Origin of the sequence: Actinomyces howellii (assembly GCF_900637165.1) — a bacterium.
In the GTDB taxonomy this organism is placed as follows: domain Bacteria; phylum Actinomycetota; class Actinomycetes; order Actinomycetales; family Actinomycetaceae; genus Actinomyces; species Actinomyces howellii.
This window is the reverse complement of record NZ_LR134350.1, coordinates 2956161-2974436: the sequence shown is the minus strand read 5'-3', so window position 1 is coordinate 2974436 and position 18276 is coordinate 2956161. Positions and strand designations below refer to the sequence as shown.

Annotated in this window: 14 protein-coding genes; 4 read left to right on the top strand and 10 right to left on the bottom strand. The window is 72.2% G+C overall.

Going from position 1 to position 18276, the window contains the following annotated elements; genetic code table 11:
* The first annotated feature begins 17 nt into the window (after positions 1-17).
* Entirely contained in the window at positions 18-935 is a 918-nt protein-coding gene (locus tag EL245_RS12445) for an SDR family oxidoreductase (RefSeq protein WP_126383579.1), read from the top strand.
* Between the two features lie 40 nt (positions 936-975).
* On the opposite strand, the gene EL245_RS12440 is transcribed toward EL245_RS12445, so the two are convergent.
* The 4 genes from EL245_RS12440 to EL245_RS12425 all read right to left on the bottom strand — a co-directional run bounded on the left by EL245_RS12440 (position 976) and on the right by EL245_RS12425 (position 5376).
* The gene (locus EL245_RS12440) at positions 976-2019 is read right to left on the bottom strand and encodes a LacI family DNA-binding transcriptional regulator (protein ID WP_126383577.1); all 1044 of its coding nucleotides are present in this window, start codon (positions 2017-2019) and stop codon (positions 976-978) included.
* Positions 2020-2075: 56 nt separating this feature from the next.
* Positions 2076-2951 carry a carbohydrate ABC transporter permease gene (locus tag EL245_RS12435; RefSeq protein ID WP_126383575.1) on the bottom strand — a complete coding sequence of 292 codons (876 nt, stop codon included), beginning with the start codon at positions 2949-2951 and terminating at the stop codon, positions 2076-2078.
* Positions 2948-3982 (bottom strand): carbohydrate ABC transporter permease, encoded by a 1035-nt coding sequence (locus tag EL245_RS12430; RefSeq protein ID WP_126383573.1) that lies wholly within the window; start codon positions 3980-3982, stop codon positions 2948-2950. The genes EL245_RS12435 and EL245_RS12430 overlap by 4 nt, the downstream gene beginning before the upstream one ends.
* 107 nt (positions 3983-4089) lie before the next feature.
* Positions 4090-5376 (bottom strand): ABC transporter substrate-binding protein, encoded by a 1287-nt coding sequence (locus EL245_RS12425; protein WP_126383571.1) that lies wholly within the window; start codon positions 5374-5376, stop codon positions 4090-4092.
* A gap of 327 nt (positions 5377-5703) precedes the next feature.
* On the opposite strand from EL245_RS12425, the gene EL245_RS12420 reads away from it, so the two are divergent.
* The 3 genes from EL245_RS12420 (at position 5704) to EL245_RS12410 (ending at position 9419) form a co-directional block, all read left to right on the top strand.
* A complete protein-coding gene (locus EL245_RS12420; protein WP_126383569.1) occupies positions 5704-7860 on the top strand; it encodes a beta-N-acetylhexosaminidase family protein in 2157 nt (718 codons plus the stop codon).
* A 105-nt stretch (positions 7861-7965) separates the two neighbouring features.
* Positions 7966-8526 carry a sugar O-acetyltransferase gene (locus EL245_RS12415; RefSeq protein ID WP_126384548.1) on the top strand — a complete coding sequence of 187 codons (561 nt, stop codon included), beginning with the start codon at positions 7966-7968 and terminating at the stop codon, positions 8524-8526.
* A 146-nt stretch (positions 8527-8672) separates the two neighbouring features.
* Positions 8673-9419 carry a nitroreductase gene (locus tag EL245_RS12410; RefSeq protein ID WP_126383567.1) on the top strand — a complete coding sequence of 249 codons (747 nt, stop codon included), beginning with the start codon at positions 8673-8675 and terminating at the stop codon, positions 9417-9419.
* Positions 9420-9545: 126 nt separating this feature from the next.
* On the opposite strand, the gene EL245_RS12405 is transcribed toward EL245_RS12410, so the two are convergent.
* The 6 genes from EL245_RS12405 to rho all read right to left on the bottom strand — a co-directional run bounded on the left by EL245_RS12405 (position 9546) and on the right by rho (position 18152).
* Positions 9546-12368: an ATP-dependent helicase gene (locus EL245_RS12405; RefSeq protein WP_126383566.1), complete on the bottom strand. Its 2823-nt coding sequence runs from the start codon at positions 12366-12368 to the stop codon at positions 9546-9548.
* A gap of 329 nt (positions 12369-12697) precedes the next feature.
* Positions 12698-13072 carry a hypothetical protein gene (locus tag EL245_RS12400; protein WP_126383564.1) on the bottom strand — a complete coding sequence of 125 codons (375 nt, stop codon included), beginning with the start codon at positions 13070-13072 and terminating at the stop codon, positions 12698-12700.
* A 284-nt stretch (positions 13073-13356) separates the two neighbouring features.
* The gene (gene prmC, locus EL245_RS12395) at positions 13357-14229 is read right to left on the bottom strand and encodes a peptide chain release factor N(5)-glutamine methyltransferase (protein ID WP_126383562.1); all 873 of its coding nucleotides are present in this window, start codon (positions 14227-14229) and stop codon (positions 13357-13359) included.
* A gap of 349 nt (positions 14230-14578) precedes the next feature.
* A complete protein-coding gene (gene prfA / locus EL245_RS12385; protein WP_126383558.1) occupies positions 14579-15667 on the bottom strand; it encodes a peptide chain release factor 1 in 1089 nt (362 codons plus the stop codon).
* Positions 15668-15783: 116 nt separating this feature from the next.
* Positions 15784-15996 (bottom strand): 50S ribosomal protein L31, encoded by a 213-nt coding sequence (rpmE, locus tag EL245_RS12380; protein ID WP_126383556.1) that lies wholly within the window; start codon positions 15994-15996, stop codon positions 15784-15786.
* A 137-nt stretch (positions 15997-16133) separates the two neighbouring features.
* Positions 16134-18152, bottom strand: a complete 2019-nt coding sequence (rho, locus tag EL245_RS12375) for a transcription termination factor Rho (protein WP_126383554.1) — start codon at positions 18150-18152, stop codon at positions 16134-16136.
* Positions 18153-18276 lie beyond the last annotated feature (124 nt).

The following is an 18276-nucleotide window of genomic DNA, read 5'->3' as shown; positions in this document are numbered from 1 at the left end:
CGTGCGATGATCAGGACATGACCCCATCGCAGGACACCGGCCGCCGGCCAGCCGCCGGCGACGACACGCTCCGCCACGCCTCCCCCGGCGCCGGCCCACGGGCCGGGACCGCGCGCGAGGCGCTCCCCCTGGCGGGCAGGGTCGTCGTGGTCACCGGCGTGAGCAGGCGCGCGGGCATCGGGCACGCCGTGGCCTGCCTCGCGGCCGACTGGGGGGCCTCGCTGCTGTGCCACCACTACCGTCCCCATGACGAGGCCCAGCCCTGGGGGGCGGACTGCGTGGAGGCCACGATGGACTCGGTGCGCTCCCACCTCGTCGGCGAGGCCGCCCTGTCCCACGTGCACGCGGACCTGCGCGAGGCCGGGGAGCCCGAGCGGGTCATCGAGGCCGCCGTCGAGCGTCTGGGCGGCGTCGACGCCCTCGTGTGCAACCAGGCCTCCTCCGGGCGCGACGGCAGGCTCGAGGAGCTCAGCGCCGCGGACCTCGACCACCACTGGGCGGTCAGCGCCCGGGCGTCGCTGCTGCTCACCCAGGCCTACGCAGCCCGCACGCGACGGCGCCGCGGCCCGCTCGCCCCCGAGCCCGACATGCCCGGCTCGGTCGTGCTCATGACCTCGGGCCAGGACCTGGGGCCGATGCCCGAGGAGATCGCCTACTGCACGGCCAAGGCCGCCCTGGCGGGGATGACGCCCTCGCTGGCCGCCGGGCTGGCCGAGCGCGGCATCCGCCTCAACACGGTCAACCCCGGGCCGGTGGACACCGGGTACATGGGGCTCATGGACCCCGGCGCGCGTGCAGCGCTCGCCGCGAGGTTCCCCGGCGGACGTCTCGCCGGCCCGCGCGACCCCGCCGGGCTCATCTGCTGGCTCCTGACCGACGAGGCCGCCTGGGTGACCGGGCAGGTGGTCAACGCCGAGGGCGGCTTCAGGCGCTGACCGGAGGCGCCTGGACCCCGGGGCAGCCTGTCGCCGTCGGCTACGCGGCCGGCGTGGATCCGAGGGCCCCGAGGCCACCGCGCTGCGCTGGCGCCGTCGAGGCCCGGTCGGTCAGGAACGAGCTCATCGTCAACCTCCGTGCCGCGGCCCCCGGGTCCGCCAGCAGACCGAGGAGGAGCGCAGCCGCCTCGCGCCCCATCGCGGCCCTGTCCACGCTCACCTCGGAGACGAGCCCGCCCTCGGGGTCCCGGGGCACGGTCAGCCCCAGCGCGACGACGGACAGCCGCCCGGGGACGTCGATGCCGTGGGACCAGGCGGCGGCCAGGAGGCCCTCGAGGGCGATCGGGTTGTTGGACACCACGGCCGTGCACCCCCGCGGGAGGCGCCCGCCGGTGAGCACGGCGGCACCGGACACGGCGTTGTCGGGCACCGGGCGGATGAGCACCTCGACCCCTCGCCTGCGCGCGACCAGGCCCATCGCCTCGGTCTGGGCACGGTAGGCGTTGGCCTGGTCCTTGTCGATACGGCGGGCCAGGTAGAGCACCCGGCCGTGCCCGAGCCCGGCCAGGTGGGCGACGGCCGTGTCGACCATCTGCTCGAAGTCCGCGTCGACACCGGTGCTCCAGGGGGCCCCGGAGGTCCCGATGAGGGCCACCGGGACGTCCTCGCGGCGCAGGAGCCTCTCGCGCTCGTCGTCGGGGGCGACGTCCATGAGGACGGCGGCGTCGAGGGTCTGGGAGCGCACGAGCGCCCGCAGGTCCTCGCAGGTGCTGCCGGGGCGCACCATGGGCATGAACACCCGGATGCCCTCGGCCTCGAGGCACTCGCGCAGACCGGAGACGTAGCCCAGGTCGTTGCCGTCGATCGAGGGGCGCTGCATGCGCAGGAGCACCCCGACATTGCGTGCCGACCGGGCCGCGAGCACCGAGGCGTGCCGGTTGGGGTGGTAGCCCAGCTCGTCGACGGCGGCGCGGACCCGCTGCCGTGTCCGCGCGCTCGTGGCGCGCTTGCCGGTGAGTACGTAGGTGACGGTCGATGGTGACACGCCGGCCAGGCGTGCGACGTCGGCGCGTGTGGCTGCCACGGCCCCTCCTCCGGCGGACGGGTGCGGGGCACGGCCCCGCACCCGTCCTCACTGTCTCACTGCTTGAGTCCTCCGGCGGCCAGGCCGGCGACGATCCGGCGCTGGAAGAGCAGCACCATGACGACCAGCGGGAGGGTCATGATGACGCCCGCAGCCATCTGCGAGCCGAAGGGCGTGTTGAACTGCGAGGCCCCGGTGAACTTCGACAGCAGGACGGTGGCGGGCTGCATCGCCGGGTTGTTGATCATCGTGACGGCCACGAGGAACTCGTTCCAGGCGCCGATGAAGATGATGATGGCCGTCGTGAAGATGCCCGGGGCGGCGATCGGCAGGATGACCTTGCGGAAGGCCTGCCCCGGGGTGCAGCCGTCGACCATGGCGGACTGCTCGAGCTCCTGAGGCATCTGCCTGAAGAAGCTCGTCAGGTTCCACACGGCCAGCGGCAGGGAGAAGGACAGGTCGGGGATGATCATCGCCTGGTAGGTGTTGATCCAGCCCCAGTCCGAGAAGTTCTTGAGCAGCGGCACGATGATCGCCACGAGCGGGAACATCGAGGTGGCCAGGATGACGAGCAGGAGCAGGCCCTTGCCCCGAAAGTCAAGGCGCGCCAGGGCGTAGGAGGCGAAGGTGGCCACGACCAGGGCGACGATCGTCACGATGACCGACACGATGAGGGAGTTGACCAGCCCCTGGGCGAAGTTGTTCTTGGCGGAGAAGACCGCCTCGTAGTTCTCGAAGGAGACCGTCGTGGGCCACCAGGTGTTGTCGAAGATGTCCGTGTCAGGACGCAGGGACGACACGATCATCCAGTAGAAGGGCGCCAGGCAGTAGATGACGATGAGCCCGATGCCCGCGGTGGAGAGCATCTCTCCCCAGGAGTACCTCCGGGAGGGACGGGCGGCGCCCGTGGCAGTGCTCGTAGCGGCGCTCATGAGGCGCTCCTCTCGGGGTCGGCGGTGCGCGCGGCCGAGCGGTCGCGCTTGGGCAGGAAGGCGGTCACGGGCAGGCGTCGTCCGGCGCCCCGTCGGGGCCGCTCGGTGCTCGCCCCCAGGTCGGTCCTCGTGATGCGGGTGAAGGCGAAGGCGAAGATGAACACGTAGAGGAACAGGATGAGGGCGTAGGCGGCCGCTGAGCCGTAGCGCAGGTTGGAGGCCTCGTCCTGGACGAGCATCGACAGGGTCTCGACGCTGGTCTTACGCGGCCCGATGAGGATGTAGGGCAGGTCGAACATGCGCAGCGCGTCGAGGGCGCGGAAGAGGATGGCCACGACCAGCGCCGGCTTGACCAGCGGCAGGGTGATCCTGGTGAAGCGCCTCCACGCGTTCGCGCCGTCGATCTTGGCGGCCTCGTAGACCTCGTCGGGGATGACCTGGAGCCCCGCCAGGGTGAGCAGGCCGATGTAGGGCGCGGTCTTCCACACGTCGGCGATGATGATCGCCATCTTGGCGCTCAGGTCACCTGAGGCCCACATGATGTGCTGGCCCAGGATCGCGTTGGCCACGCCGTTCTGGTTGAAGATCCACCCCCACAGGATGGCCGACACCGCCGTCGGGATCGCCCAGGGCACGAGGATCGCCGCGCGCACGACCCCGCGCCCGCGCATCGCCTTGTGCATGATGAGCGCCATCGCGACACCCAGGATGGTCTCGAGGACCACCGTGACCACGCCGAACAGGGTCGTGTTGTAGGCGGCCACCCAGAACCTCTCACCGGCGGAGGTGAAGATGGCCGTGTAGTTCTCCAGCCCGACGAAGGGCTCGGTCTCGGAGATGAAGCCGGTCTTGGGATCCAGGCCGGCCTTGCCGAACATGGACTGCCACAGGGACTGGAAGACGGGCACGATGATGACGATCGCCAGGACGAGGACCGTCGGGGTGATGAGCATCCAGGCCAGCCGAGACTGTGCCTTGGACGCCTTCGACCTGTGCTGACGTACCTCCGCGGGGAGGGGCTTGGTGCTCATGGGTGTCCTTCACACTCGCTTCGAGGGCGACGAGCACCGGGTGCCGCGGGCGGGCTGCGCCCGCGGCACCCGGCCGTCGCGCCGTCACGACCGCGCGAGGCGGTCGCTCAGACCAGTGCCTTGAGGGAGGTCTCCAGGCCGGACAGGGCGTCCTCGGCCGTGGTCTCCTGCTTGATGGCCGGGTAGATGGCGTCCTGGATGGCGGCGGTCACGTCGCCGTAGGCCACGGCCTTGGGACGACCCTCAGCGGCGTCGAGGGACTCACGCAGCGTGGTCAGGTAGGGGAACTGGGCGAGCAGGTCGGCGTCCTCGTAGAGCGAGCCGAGGATCGGTGCCAGCGTCTGGGTCTCCAGGGCGTAGCGCTCGGACTCCTCGCTGGTCCACCACTTGATGAACTTGAGCGCCGTGGCCTTGTTCTTGGAGAAGGCGGAGATCGCGCAGTTGTGGCCTCCCAGGGTGGGCACGAAGTCGTTGCCGCCGATGCTGGGCAGGGGGGCGACGCCGAACTTGTCGGCACCCAGGGCCTCGAGGTTGTTGGCGTACTGGTAGGGCCACTGCCGGTAGAACAGGAGCTTGCCCTGCTCGAAGGCGTTGCGGCCGTCCTCCTCCTTCCACTCCAGGGCCTCCTTGGGGATGACTCCGTCCTTGAAGGCGTCCATGAGCCCCTGAAGGCCCTTGACCGCCTCCGGGGAGTTGATCGTCACTGCGCCCTCGGCGTCGTAGAAGGCGCCGCCGGCGGTGTGGATGAACTCCGAGGCGTTGCAGGTCAGGCCCTCGTACTTGGCGTACTGGCCGCCGAAGCCCCCGATGCCGGCGTGGGCGGGCAGGGCGCGCACCGCCTCGATGGCCGACTTGACCTCGTCCCAGGTCGTGGGCACCTCGACCCCGGCCTCGGCCAGGAAGTCCTTGCGGTAGAACATCATCGAGGAGTCGGTGGCAAACGGCATCGCGTAGAGCTTGTCCATGTAGAGACCGGTGTCCCACACGGCGGGGATGATGTCGTCGTTCTTGAGCTCGTCGACGGGCAGCTCGACGATCCACTGGTTCGCGGCGAACTCGGCGACCCACACGAGGTCGACGGAGATGACGTCGTAGGCGTCGGACTTCGTCTGGGCGTTGTTGACGAAGGACTGGCGCTGCTGGTCGGCCTCCGAGGACAGCTCGATGAGCGTGACCTTCTCGTCAGGGTAGAGCTTGTTCCACTCGTCGATGCGCTCCTGCACCTTGCCGCCGGAGTTGTCCTTGCCCTGGACCCAGGTGATGGGGCCGGTACCGGTCAGCTCCGTCGAGCCGCCGGAGTCGCCGGAGTCGTTGGAGCAGGCGGCCGCGGCGCCAAGAACCGCAGCGAGGGCGGAGCCCTGGATGAACCGACGCCTGGGGAGCGAGAGAGACATCTGTTGTTTCCTCCTTGAAACGCCATGCCCGGGTCCGACAGCGGATGCCGACGGGGAGACCCGCTGTCGACGCGCGTCGACACTATGGCGTGGCACACGCTAGTCACAGCAGGCCCGGCTGTCACGTCGAGTCAGCGCACGACCCAAAACGTTATCAACTCGTGATCTTCGACCCGCGTGTCAGCCCCCGGCTCGACACCCGGCACGGATCGCACGGATGTGATAACAATCTGGTCTCACTGTCATATCTCGACACCTCGACAGCCCTGACGCCCGGACCGGTGAGCCGCACCGACCGGGCACGCACCTGCCAGGAGCCCCCCGCTCATGACGAACCACCACACGACCCGTCCCCGACCTCGCCGCGCCCCTCGCCACCTCCGCCCCGCACGGGCCGCGCGGGCCATCGCCTCACTCATGGGCGTCGCGCTGGCAGCCCACCTCATGGCCTGCACGCCCCAGGCACCGGACGGCTCAACCACCGGCAACGGTGCCACCAGCCCCAGCGCGGCCTCCTCCGCCACCGGCGAGGCAGTGTCCCCGGCGTCCCCGACCGGCAGCGGCGCGCCCACCGGGCCGGCCTCACCGGAGCCCAGTCCCACCGGCTCCTCACCGGAGGCCCGGTCCGAGGTCCCGGTCCTGGCGCGCGCCCCGCAGTCGGTGGAGTGGGGCGGGCAGGACCTCGACCTGACCGGCACGGTGTCGATCATCAGCCTGGGCGGCCAGGACACCGCCGAGCAGGAGGCCGAGCTGAGCGCGGCGCTGACCGAGGTCGTCACGAGCGCGGGCGGCACGGTCGTCGAGGAGGAGGCGGGCCCCCAGGCCCGCATCGTCGTGGGCACCGGCACCGCCTCGGCCGCCGCGGCGGGCTACCTGCCCGGGGGCATGACGGTGCCCGAGCAGGCCGAGGGCTACGCCATCACGACGACGCGCGTCGGCGTCCCCACGGCAGTCCTCCTGGGCACCGACGCCGCCGGGACGCGTTACGGGGCCACGACCCTGAGCCGGATGGTGCTCGACGGCACGCTGCACGGGGCGACGGTCTCCGACTGGCCGCTCATGACCGTGCGGGGCGTCGTCGAGGGCTTCTACGGCGCGCCCTGGTCGCACGAGGCCCGGACCGACGTGCTCGCCTTCATGGGCGACCAAGCGCTCAACACCTACATCTACGCCCCCAAGGACGACCCCTACCTGCGGACGCGGTGGCGCGAGCTCTACCCCGAGGCCGAGCTGTCCCAGATGGCCGGGCTCGTCGCCGCCGCACGCACCCACCACGTCGACCTCGTCGTCGCCCTGTCCCCCGGAGGCGACATCTGCTACACCTCGCAGGCCGACTTCGAGGCCACGGTGGCGGTCTTCGACCAGCTGCGCTCCATCGGCGTGACCCGCCTGGCGGTCGCTCTGGACGACATCCCCGGCTCCGTGGGCTGCGAGTCCGACAGGGCGGCCCACGGAGAGTCCCCCACCGCCCTGGTCGCCGCACAGTCCTCCTACCTCAACCGCCTCCAGGACGAGTACCTGCGTCCCAACGGGCTGCCCGACCTCATCGTCGTGCCCACCGAGTACACGGGCACGGGCCCCTCCGCCGCCAAGACGACCCAGGCCCGCACCCTCGACCCCTCCGTGCGGGTGCAGTGGACCGGCGAGGGCATCGTCACCGAGGCGATCACCTCCCAGCAGGCGGCCGAGACGGCACAGGCCTACGACACCGACGGGCTCATCATCTGGGACAACTACCCGGTCAACGACGGCGACAACGCCGAGCGTCTCTTCCTGGGCGCCGTCACCGGACGGGACCCTCACCTCCACGAGCAGGTCGAGGGCCTGACCTCCAACCCGATGATCCAGGCCTACGCGTCGATGCCGGTCCTGGCCTCCTACGGGAGCTACACGTTGAACGGTCCGGCCTACGACCCGGTCATCGCCCAGGACGAGGCGATGGCCCAGGTCGCCGGGACACGCTCGGGACCGCTATGGGACACGCTCGAGGCCTTCACCGACCTGTCGGTCTCCTGGCCCTTCTCCGAGGACATGCCCGCCTCCCCCGGGCTGAGCGCCGACGTCGTCGCCTTCGAGACCGCTCTGGAGGGAGACGACGACCAGGCCGTGGACTCAGCCGCCCAGACCCTCCAGGACCGGCTGGCACTGCTCAGTCAGGCGCCCACCACCCTCCAGGGGGTCCAGGTCACCGGCTACTACGAGGACTGCGAGCCGTGGATCCTGGCGGCCGCCGACTGGGCCGATGCGGCCTCGGCCGCCGTCGACCTGCGCCTGGCCCTGCGCGCAGGGGACCAGGACGGCGCGACGCAGGCAGCGGAGCGCATGGAGCAGGCCGCCCAGGAGGCCGAGACGGCCAGGGTCGTGTCGGTGTCCTCGGAGGACACCCCGGACGACCAGCCGGTCGAGCAGAGCCTCGTTCCCGAGGTCGGCGACGGGCTGCTCGCCCAGCTCGTCGAGGACGCGCGGGCCGCGCAGGAGGGCTGACAGGAGGGTCCCCGCCGCGCCAGGACCGTCTATCCTCGTGCCGTGGACAGCACCTGGAGCGCCGAGGACTACTTCGCGGGCGACACCCGCACCGACCGCGAGCGCATGCTCGCCGGGGACTGGTACGTCGGCGGCGACCCGGACAACGCCCGGATCGCCGCCCACGCGCGCCGAGAGCTCCACCTCTACGAGACCGCCTACGCCATGGGGCAGGAGGACGCCGAGACCCACCTGCGCTCCGCCCTGCCGCACCTGGGCCCGGGCGTGCACGTCATCCCTCCCGTCAGGGTCGACTACGGCGAGAACATCACGATCGGCGAGGGCACCTTCGTCAACTTCGGGCTCACCGCGCTCGACGTCGCCCAGATCACCGTCGGAGCGCGCTGCCAGCTCGGGCCCAACGTCCAGCTGCTCACCCCGGTCCACCCTCTGGCCCCCGCCCCCCGCGCCGCGGGACTGGAGTCGGCCGATCCCATCGTCATCGAGGACAACGTGTGGCTCGGCGGCGGGGTCATCGTGTGCCCCGGGGTGAGGATCGGGCAGGGCAGCGTCGTGGGTGCGGGCGCCGTCGTCACCAAGGACCTCCCGGCCTACAGCCTGGCGGTGGGCACGCCGGCGCGGGTCATCCGCTCCCTGGCCGACGCGGACTTCGGCCCCCGGCACTGACCGGCACCAACCGACCCTGACCAGCCCCGCCTCTCACGCGTCCGGCCCCGGCCGTCGCCCGGGCGAATACACTAGGAGCCGCACGCCGGGACGGCAGGTGGCCGTATAGCCGGAGCGCCCGCAGACCCACGGAGCAGGAGGCGAGGATGGGCCCGGAGGACTTCTCACAGCTGGCTGCCTCACGCTACTCGGCGCGTGACTTCCTGCCCGACCCGGTCCCCCAGGAGGTGCTCGAGGCCGTCCTCGAGGACGCGCGCCAGGCACCGAGCTGGTCGAACACGAGGCCCTTCATGCTCGCGCTGGCCACCGGGGAGCGCGCCGACAGGCTGCGCGCCTCCTACCTGCGGGCATTCGACAAGACCCTCGACGTCCAGCACAAGGAGCGGGGCACCACCGCGAGGATACCGCTCACCGGCGCGGCGCCCGACGGGGACTACAAGATCTGGAAGGCCTACCCCTCCGACCTGCGCCCCCACTCGATCGCCGTGGCCAAGGCCCTGTACGGCCACCTCGGCATCGACCGGCGCGACCGGCAGGCGCGCGACGCCCACAACCGTCGCAACTGCGAGGCCTTCGGCGCCCCGGTCATCGGCTTCGTCCTCATCCACTCCGGCCTTATGCCCTTCGCGGCCCTTGACGCCGGCCTCATGCTCCAGACGCTGTTCCTGTCGGCCAAGGCCCACGGCGTCGACTCCTGCCCCATCGGGATCCTGGCGGGATGGAGGGCGCCGCTGGACGCCGAGTTCGACGTGCCCCGGGACTACCGGCTCGTCACCGGCTTCGCGCTGGGTTACGCGAGCAACGCCCCGGTCAACGAGTTCCGGGCCGAGCGCCGCCCCCTCAGGCTCGTGGCCCCGCGCGAGGAGGGCTGCCCGCCCGCCGCCGGCGCCTAGCCCCGGCACCTCGTGGGGTCCGTCCTGGACGCTCCGGGACCCTGCCCGTGCGGGTGCCTCCTGGCGGGGTCCTCCCGGCGTGTGCGGGTCGGGCCGCAGGGGGGCGGGCGATGTCCCGGGCGCGTCTCAGGCGCGGGTGACCGGGGCCAGGCGCAGCATGAGCCGCTTGGTGGTCGGTGCGCCGTCGACGACGAACTCGACCCGGGCCACCGTCGAGCGCCCGGAGCCCTCCAGGCCGAGGACCGTGCCCTCACCGTAGGACTCGTGCCGGACACGGTCCCCGGCCCGCAGCCCGGCGACCGCCTCCGGCAGGGCCTGGTCGGCCTCCTGCGGCCCTCCGGATCCGTCGAGGCGCACGGGCCTGCCCCGGGCCTCGAGGCGCTTGGCCCGCCGCGCCTCCGCCCGGTCCTTGGGGGTCTCGACCCGCCCGAGCCTGCCCGTGCGCCGACCCGCCCGGCCCGAGCCGATGGCCGGGGCGAAGTCGCCGTCCTCCTCGGTGGCGCCTCCGCGCCGGTTCGCGGCCCGGCCCGAGCCGAAGCCTCCCTCGCCCCAGCCTGCCCCCCAGCCGGTGGACCCTCCGCGCAGGGCCTCGGTCGAGGCGGTCAGCCGCTTCCAGTCCATCGTCTCGGAGGGGATGTCGTCGAGGAAACGCGAGGCGGGCATCGCCGTCGCCGCGCCCCACGATGAGCGGACGGCGGCCCGGGTGACGTAGAGGCGCTCACGGGCGCGGGTCAGCGCGACGTAGGCCAGGCGCCGCTCCTCAGCCAGCTCGGTGTCCTCGGCCAGGGAACGGGCGTGGGGGAAGGTGCCGTCCTCCAGGCCGGTGACGAAGACGACCGGGAACTCCAGGCCCTTGGCCGTGTGGACGGTCATGAGGGTGACCTGCCCGGTCGGCTCCTGCCCGGCCTCGTCTGCGCCATCGGTCCCCGGGGCCGCGGGGAGCTGGTCGGAGTCGGCCACGAGGCTGACGCGCTCGAGGAAGTCGGCGAGGGTGCCCTCGGGGTTGGCGGCCTGGAAGTCGGCGGCCACCGAGTGGAGCTCGGCCAGGTTCTCCACGCGGGTGGCGTCCTGCGGGTCGTCACTGGCACGCAGCTCGGCGAGGTATCCCGATGCGTCGAGGGCGGAGTCGAGGATGTCGGCGACGCCGTCGCCGTCGGCGAGCTGGTGGCGCAGGCCGGCGAGCAGCTCGTGGAAGGCGGTCACCTGGGTGCGGGCCCGGGTGGACAGGCCCTCGACGGCCGGAGGCTCTGAGCCCGGGGCCTGCGCGTCCTGGCCGGCGCGGTCGGTCGGGCTGGGCCGCGGGGCCCCGGCGGCGTCGGCCACGGCGGTGCCGAAGGACACCGAGTAGCGGGCGGCGTGCTCGGCCAGGACGGCCTCGGCCCGCTCCCCCAGGCCCCGCTTGGGCACGTTGAGGATGCGGCGCAGGTTGACGTCGTCGTCCGGGTTGTCCACGGCACGCAGGTAGGCCACGGCGTCCTTGATCTCGCGCCGCTCGTAGAAGCGGGTGCCGCCGACGACCTTGTAGGGCTGGCCCGAGCGGAGGAAGACCTCCTCCAGGGCCCGGGACTGGGCGTTGGTGCGGTAGAAGACGGCGACGTCGGACGGGCGCACGCCGTGGGCGTCGGCGAGCCGGTCGATCTCGGCGCTGATCCAGCGGGCCTCGTCGTGCTCGGAGTCCGCGACGTAGCCGGTGATCGCCTCCCCGTCGCCGAGCGCGGTCCACAGGTTCTTCTCCCGGCGCCCGGAGTTGCGGGCGATGACGGCGTTGGCGGCCGACAGGATGTTCTGGGTCGAGCGGTAGTTCTGCTCGAGCACGATGGTGCGCGCCTGCGGGTAGTCCTGCTCGAACTCCTCGATGTTGCGGATCGTCGCGCCGCGGAAGGCGTAGATGGACTGGTCGGAGTCGCCCACGACCGTCAGCTCGCCGGGGGGCAGGGTGGCCCCGGCCCCGGAGGTGCCGGGGCCGCCGACGAGCTCGCGCACGAGCACGTACTGGGCGTGGTTGGTGTCCTGGTACTCGTCGACGAGGACGTGGCGGAAGCGGCGCCGGTACGTCTCGGCCAGGGACGGCCTGGAGCGCAGCAGGTCGACGGTGCGCATGATGAGGTCGTCGAAGTCGAGGGCGTTGGCGGCGGCGAGGCGGGCCTGGTAGGCGCGGTAGACCTCGGCCAGGTGGCGCTCAAGCGGGTTGGTGACGACGGCGTGCTCGGCGAAGGCCGCGGGGGTGACGAGCTCGTTCTTGAGGTCGGAGATGCGGTGGGCGAAGGTCTTGGGGGTGAAGCGCTTGGGGTCGATGCCCAGCTCGCGCACGACCATCGTGATGAGGCGCTGGGAGTCGGCGGCGTCGTAGATGGAGAAGGTGGAGCGCAGGCCGGCCGCCTCGTGCTCGCGGCGCAGGATGCGCACGCAGGCGCTGTGGAAGGTCGAGACCCACATGCGTCCGCCCGCCGGGCCGACAAGGTCCGTGACGCGCTCGCGCATCTCGGCGGCGGCCTTGTTCGTGAAGGTGATGGCCAGGATCTCGCCGGGGCGGGCCCGACCGGTGGCCAGCAGGTAGGCGATGCGGTGGGTCAGGACCCGGGTCTTGCCGCTGCCGGCACCGGCGATGATGAGCAGCGGGGACCCGGCGTGGGTGACGGCCTGCGCCTGGGCGGGGTTGAGCCCGGCGAGAAGCTCCTCGGGCTCGGCTCCGCCGGCGTTGGCCCGGGCGACCAGACGGGCCATCTCCTCGTCGCGCTCGCGCCAGCCGGGCTCGACGGCCGCGGCGTCGACAGGCTCGGGCTCCCAGCCGGGGTCGAGGTCCTCGGGCTCGGGGGCCTCGACGTCGGCCCAGGAGTCGTCCTCCCACGGGGCGGTCGTCGGGGCCAGGGCGGGCAGGGCGGCCTCGGGCGGGGGCGTGGCGGACCCGGGCATGGGCAGGGCACCGAAGAGGGGGTTCGTCGCGTTCATCTCGGTCCAAGCCTATGCCAGGCGGCAGACGACTACCCCGGCGTCTGCGGCCCCCGCCGACGAGGAGGACCCGGGCCGGCCGCGCGCCGCGGCGCCGACCCCGCCGGCTCAAGCCCCCGCCCCCACCACCCCACCGCGAGATCGGGACTAATGACACCCCGAGATCGGGACAAATGACACCCCGAGATCGGGACTAATGACACCTCGAGATCGGGACAAATGACACCCCGAGATCGCCGCATCCGGCACGTACGCATACCTCACCACCCAGGCGGGCGGCTCATGCCTGGATGTCCGACTGAGGTCACGCGCGCAGCGGGCTCCCGGTCTCAGCGCGACGCCGGCGGGGCCGGTCTCCGCTTGGGCTCGGGCAGGGCGTCAGCCACAGCAGCGACCAGCTCACGAACACGGTCAGGGGAGGCACGCAGCAGGGCTCCGTCGAGCAACCAGTAGTCCTTTGCACCTGGATAGGGCGGGGCGAGCTGGGCGATACCCTCGAACAGGGCGTCTGCCGTGGAGCGCTTGATGAAGACCTCGCCGTTATCAACGATGCACAACGGCTTGTCATCGACGTAGATCATCCACGCGCCGAACATCGCCCGCGCGCGACAGCGCAGCGGGGCCAGCCCGTCGAGCAGCTCACGGACCAGGGCAGTATCAGCAGATCTACGCTCGTCCTTGCTATCTGTTGCCATAGGTGTCATAGGGTCCCCTTCCGCGTCTCGGAGGTTCCACCGGCCCTGCGTCAACGCGCCTATCCACATCCCGTATGACGACGCACCACCACCCTAGTTGATCCAGTGACTCGCGACGCGGGGCCTCACACCATCCGAGACGCCCCCCCCGCACGGAGCACGTCGAGCAGCACCGCCTCACCGCGACTGCCCGGCCTCCGCGGGGCTGATCGCAGCGGACCTGCTCGGAGGCCCGGAGGAAGACGGCCCCGTCGTCCGGGACCCCCAGCGAGAATCGGCCCGATACGCAGCGTTCAGCGCCGGGCCAGCAGGTAACGGTCCCTGCCGGTCAGGTCACTGCCAGTCTGGGCCCGCACGAAGCCCGCCTCGCGTGCAGCCTCGCGCAGCGCCGCCCCCTGCCCGGCGTCATGCTCCATGACAAGGTGCCCGCCGGGCGCCAGAAGTGCCGCTGCCCGGGTGACGACCGCGCGCGGCACGACCAGGCCGTCGGCTCCCCCGCCGAACAGAGCCAGGTCGGGGTCGTGGCGAGCGGTTTCGATGTCCTCGACCTCGCCGTCAGGCACGTAGGGCGGGTTGGAGACGACGACGTCGACCATGCCGTCCAGCGCACCGAGCGTGGCCGGGTCGGTCGCGTCCGCCTGCAGCACCTCGACACGGCCTGGTACGAGCCTGGCGCAGTTGTCAGCAGCCAGGCGAGCAGCGGCGTCGTCGAGCTCGACGGCGAGCACCCGGGTGCCGGGCACCTCGTCCGCCACGGCCGCAGCGATAGCCCCCGAGCCCGTGCACAGATCGACCACCAGGGGACGGCCGGGAGCCTGCCCCGTCGACGCGCACGCCCGGACCGCGTCGATGGCAGCCCCCGCGACCACCTCGGTCTCGGGCCGCACGATGAACACCCCGGGGCGGCTGACCAGCTCAAGTCCCCGGAACCACATGCGCCCCAGGACGTGCTGGAGGGGTTCGCGGTTCGCACGACGCTCCACGAGCATGCAGTAGGACTCCACGAACCCCGCCGGGGCGGAGTCCGCCAGCACAAGAGGGCGCCCCAGGAGGTGCTCCGCCAGGAGCCGGGCGTCAACCTGCGGCGAGGCGACGCCCGCGCCGGCAAGGCGCCCGGTGGCATCACGCACGGCGGCACGCAGCTCGGCCCTGCCGACGGCGCTCACGCCCCTGCGCCTCTCGCGCCTTGAGCCACCTCTGCCGGCAGACGGGTGCCCCCGCGACGCGCGGCCACCGGCCGGACGGCGTCCCCGTCCACGTGCCGTGCCATATGCCCCGATCTCGAGGTGCCACTTCCCCCGATCTCGAGGTGCCACTTCCCCCGATCTCGAGGTGCCATATGTCCCGATCTCGAGGTGCCATATGTCCCGATCTCGAGGTGCCACTTCCCCCGATCTCGAGGTGCCATATGTCCCGATCTCGAGGTGCCATATGTCCCGATCTCGGCGTGGGGAGCGGGGGGCGCAGGGAGAGCGGGGGGTGCAGGGGGCGCGGGGGGTGCAGGAGGGGCGGGGGTCATGGCCGGCCGATCACGGCGAGGCGCTCGGACTCGTCGAGGGCGATCGCCGAGCCGATGACCGCTCCGAGGTCACCGTCGAGCACGGCGTCGAGGTTGTAGGCCTTGTAGCCGGTGCGGTGGTCGGCCACGCGGTTCTCGGGGAAGTTGTAGGTGCGGATCCGCTCGGAGCGGTCGACGGTGCGCACCTGGGAGCGGCGGGCGGCGCTGGCCTCGGCCGCGGCCGCGGCCGCGCGCTCAGCCAGAAGCCGGGCCCGCAGGACGCGCAGGGCCGCCTCCTTGTTCTGCAGCTGGGACTTCTCGTTCTGCATCGACACGACGATCCCGGTGGGCAGGTGCGTGATGCGCACGGCGGAGTCGGTCGTGTTGACCGACTGCCCGCCCGGGCCCGAGGAGCGGAAGACGTCGATGCGCAGGTCGGCGGCGTCGATGGCGATCTCCCCGGGGTCGTCGGCCTCGGGCATGACCAGGACGCCCGCGGCCGAGGTGTGGATGCGTCCCTGGCTCTCGGTGACAGGCACCCGCTGGACCCGGTGGACACCTCCCTCGTACTTGAGGTGCGCCCACACCCCGTCCTGGGGCTCGGGGGTGGTGTGGGACTTGATCGCCAGCCGCACGTCCTTGTAGCCGCCCAGGTCGGAGTCCGTGGCGTCGAGCAGCTCGACCGCCCAGCCCATCCGCTCGGCGTAGCGGCGGTACATGCGCGCCAGGTCGGCGGCGAAGAGGGCGGACTCCTCCCCGCCCTCGCCGGCCTTGACCTCGATGATGACGTCGCGGGCGTCGTCGGGGTCCCGGGGAACGAGCACCTCGCGCAGGCGCTGGGCCGCCGCCTCGGCCTGCCGGGTCAGGGCGGGGAGCTCCGCGGCGAAGTCCGGGTCGACTTGAGCGAGCTCGGTGGCGTCGGCCAGGTCCGCGGTCGCGCTCACCCAGCTGCGGTGCGCGACGGCGACCCGGCCGAGCTCGGCGTAGCGGCGCGCCAGGCCACGCATCGCCCCGGGGTCGGAGGCGACGGCGGGGTCGGCCATCCGCGCCTCGATGGCGGCGTACTCCTCGAGCAGCGGCGCGGCCGCCGCGAAGTCCTCGGGCATGGGTGTCCTCCGGGGTGGCGGTGGGTGAGGAGCCGTGCCCGTCACCGCGCACCGGCCCCGTGGATGCGACGACGCCGACGGCGCCGTGGGGGCGTCGTCGGCGTCGTGGGAGCTGCCTACTTGGTGCGCTTGCCGTAGCGGGCCTCGAAGCGGGCCACGCGGCCACCGGTGTCGAGGATCTTCTGCTTGCCCGTGTAGAACGGGTGGCAGGCCGAGCACACGTCCACCCGGATCTCACCGGTCGTGACGGTCGAGCGGGTCTCGAAGGTGTTCCCGCAGGTGCACGTGACCGTGGTGGCCACGTAGTCGGGGTGGATCCCCTGCTTCATGGTGTCTCCTCAAGGGTTGAGAGGGCCCCGGGTCCCGCGAGCCGGTCGGGCGGGTGAACCGGAGACCGAGGGGTGATTATGCCGGTCCCGACATCCGGCCACAATGCCCGGGCCGGGTGAGACGCGGCACCCTGGGGTCAGTCCTCGTCGGCGTCGGCCAGGGAGGTCCCCGCCGGGGTCGTCTTGGACAGGACCATGAGGAACTCGGCGTTGGAGGAGGTCTCCTTGAGCTTGCCGAGCACGAGCTCGATGGCCTGCTGCTGCTCCAGGCCGGTGAACAGGCGGCGCAGGCGCCACATGATCTTGAGCTGGGCCGGGTCGATGAGCAGCTCCTCGCGACGGGTCGAGGAGGCCGCGACGTCGACGGCGGGGAAGATGCGCTTCTCGGCCAGCTGACGGGACAGGCGCAGCTCCATGTTCCCCGTGCCCTTGAACTCCTCGAAGATGACCTCGTCCATCTTCGAGCCGGTCTCGACCAGGGCGGTGGCCAGGATCGTCAGGCTCCCGCCGTTCTCGATGTTGCGAGCCGCGCCGAAGAAGCGCTTGGGCGGGTACAGGGCGCTGGCGTCGACCCCGCCGGACAGGATCCGGCCGCTGGCAGGCGCGGCGAGGTTGTAGGCGCGTCCCAGGCGGGTGATCGAGTCCAGCAGGACGACGACGTCCTGGCCGAGCTCGACCAGGCGCTTGGCGCGCTCGATGGCCAGCTCTGCCACGGTCGTGTGATCCGATGCGGGGCGGTCGAAGGTGGAGGCGATGACCTCGCCCTTGACCGTGCGCTGCATGTCGGTCACCTCCTCGGGGCGCTCGTCGACGAGCACGACCATGAGGTGGGCCTCGGGGTTGTTGACCGAGATGGCGTTGGCGATCTGCTGGAGCACGATCGTCTTGCCCGCCTTGGGGGGCGAGACGATGAGCCCGCGCTGGCCCTTGCCGATGGGGGCGACCAGGTCGATGATCCGCGGGGTGAGCGCCTTGGGCGTGGTCTCCAGGCGCAGCTGCTCCTGGGGGTAGAGGGGGGTGAGCTTGGTGAACTCCGGGCGGCGCTTGGCCCGCTCGGGCTCCATGCCGTTGACGGTCTCGACGCTGACCAGCGGGTTGAACTTCTGCCTGCTGGCGCGGTTCTGCCGACGGTTGCCCCGCCCTGTCCCGCCGGGGCCCGCGGTCTCACCGCCTTCGCGCACCCAGCCGGTCAGCGCGTCGCCCGGTCGCAGCCCGTTGTCCTTGATCTGCTGGGCGTTGACGTAGACGTCCTTGGGTCCGGGCAGGTAGCCGGAGGTGCGCAGGTAGGCGTGCTGGGCGTCGGCGACGTCGAGGATGCCGGCCACGGGCAGGAGCACCTCGTCCTCGCGGGGCTGGCCGTTGCGGTAGCCGCCCTGGGTCTCGGCTCCGCCCTGTCCGCCGGCGTTGTCACGCTCCCTGCGCTTGCGCCCCCGTCGGCGACGGCCGGACCGGCTCTCGTCCTCCCAGTCGGTGCGCTCGGCGTCGTGGTCGCGGCGCTTGCGCTCGCTGGGCTCGACCGCGGGGGTTCCGGTGGCGTCGGCGAGGTCCCGCATGAGGGCCGCCTTGGCGTCGACGTGGTCCTCGACGGACTCCCGGTCCTCGACGGGCTGGCTCCGTTCCGGGGCACCGAGCGCCGCCTGCGCCCGGCGCCGGGAGCGCCGGGAGCCCTCCTGCGGGGCCTGGCCTGCGGAGCCCTTGTCGGGTCGGCCCTTGTCGACGTCGTCCTTCCGGGAGCGCTGGCCGGGCTCGTCCTGGGGGAGCTTGCGCTCAACCGGCAGGTCGAGCAGTGCCGGAGCCTCCTGGGCCTCCGACTGAGGGGCGCCGGCGGCGACGGCGGCCCGACGCCTGCGCGGGCGCTTGGGGCCCCCGTCCCCCGTGTCGGGGGAGGCGCCCGGCTCCGCGGGCTGCCTCACCGACCCGGCACCCGGGGCGACCCCGGGTTCGGCCGGAGCGGCGGGCTCAGGAGCCGGGGCCGCAGCGGCGGGCTCGGAGGGCCGTTCGGCGTCGGTCGCGGAGCCGTTGGCGCGGATGGCTGCGACAAGCTCGCTCTTGCGCATTCGGGAGGTGCCCTTGAGGCCCATGGAGGCCGCGAGCTTCTGGAGCTCGGCCAGGCGCATGGTCGACAGCGCGGGCCGGGCGTTGGAGGTCTCGGTCACGAGTGTCCTAACGGTGCGTGCCGCCGTCCACAAAGGGGGCGTACGGCAGGTGGGGACTGTCCGGCAGCGGGTGCGGGAGAGCATCCACGGGAAGGAGTCGTGCACCTCGCGTGCGCCGGAATGG